The 1462-nt window shown below is 74.0% G+C and carries 1 protein-coding gene; it reads left to right on the top strand.

Annotation, left to right across the window (positions count from 1 at the left end; all coding sequences use genetic code 11):
* Positions 1-1462, top strand: a 1462-nt coding sequence (locus DD1DGNOD_RS29270) for a beta-ketoacyl reductase (RefSeq protein ID WP_241255650.1), incomplete at both ends; no start/stop codon positions are given.

Here is a 1462-nt window from a genome sequence, read left to right as displayed (position 1 = left end):
CCTTCCTGGACGCCCTGGCGTGCCACCGCGCGCAGGCGGGGCTTGCCGCGACGTCGCTGGCGTGGGGGCTGTGGGACCAGCCCAGCGGCCTGGCCGGCGGCCTGCGGCCCGTCGACGTGCGGCGGATGGCCCGCGTCGGTGTCGCGGCCCTGTCCGAGCGTGCCGGCCTCGCCCTGTTCGACGACGCCCTCACCCGCGACGACGCCCTGCTGGTCGCGTTGCGGACGGATCCGGTGGCGCTGCGTGAGCAGGACGCCTCCGGCAATGTGCCGGAAGTGATGCGCACCCTGGTGCCTGCCGCCGGCAGGCGCGGGCCGCACACCGGAGGGAACCTGCCCGCCGGCGGGAACGCGCCGGGCGCCGAGGGCGGGCTGGCCGCGCTCGGCCCGGTCGACCAGGAGCGGGTGCTGCGCGAGCTGGTGCGCGCCGAGACGGCCGCCGTGCTCGGACACACCGAGGCGGCGGTGGTGCGCGACGACGTGGCGTTCCGGGCGCTCGGGTTCGACTCGCTGACCTCGGTGGAGCTGCGCAACCGGCTGGGCACGGCAACGGGGCTGAGGATGCCCGCCACCTTGCTGTTCGACTACCCGACACCGGCGGAGCTGGTGGACTACCTGCTCACGCAGGTGCGCCGGAGCGGCGAGGCCGAGTCCGCCGCGGCCGCCGGCACCGCGGCTGCCACGGCCGTGACCACCCCCTTCGCCGAGGCGGAACCGATAGCGATCATCGGGATGGCCTGCCGGTATCCGGGCGGGGTCACCTCCCCGGAGGACCTGTGGGGGCTGGTGTCCACCGGCACCGACGCGATCTCGACGTTCCCGACGAACCGCGGCTGGGACGTCGACGCGCTGTACGACCCCCGTCCAGGACGTCCGGGCAGGAGCTACACCCGCGAGGGAGGCTTCCTGCACGACGCCGACGAGTTCGATCCGGAGCTGTTCGGCATCTCACCACGCGAGGCCGTTGCGATGGATCCGCAGCAGCGGCTGCTCCTGGAGACGAGCTGGGAGGCGTTCGAGCGGGCCGGGCTGGACCCGACCGCCCTGCGCGGCAGTGACACCGGGGTGTTCGCGGGCGTGATGTACCACGACTACGGCACGAACACCGCCCGCCCGTCGCAGGACGTGGAGGGCTACCTGCTGACCGGGACCACGGGAAGCGTGCTGTCGGGCCGGGTGGCCTACACGTTCGGGCTGCAGGGACCGGCGATGACGGTGGACACGGCGTGTTCGTCGTCGCTGGTGGCGTTGCATCTGGCCTGTCAGGCGCTGCGCCGGGGGGAGTGCACGCTGGCGCTGGCCGGCGGCGTGACGGTGATGTCGACGCCGAACACCTTCGTGGAGTTCAGCCGGCAGCGCGGGCTGGCACCCGACGGGCGCTGCAAGTCCTTTGCCGCCGCCGCCGACGGCACCGGCTGGTCCGAAGGCGTGGGCCTGCTGCTGGTGGAGCGGTTGTCGGACGC

Origin of the sequence: Candidatus Protofrankia californiensis, assembly GCF_900634765.1 — a bacterium.
In the GTDB taxonomy this organism is placed as follows: domain Bacteria; phylum Actinomycetota; class Actinomycetes; order Frankiales; family Frankiaceae; genus Protofrankia; species Protofrankia californiensis.
Note: the sequence above shows the minus strand (reverse complement) of the source record. Positions and strands in the feature narration are given on the sequence as shown.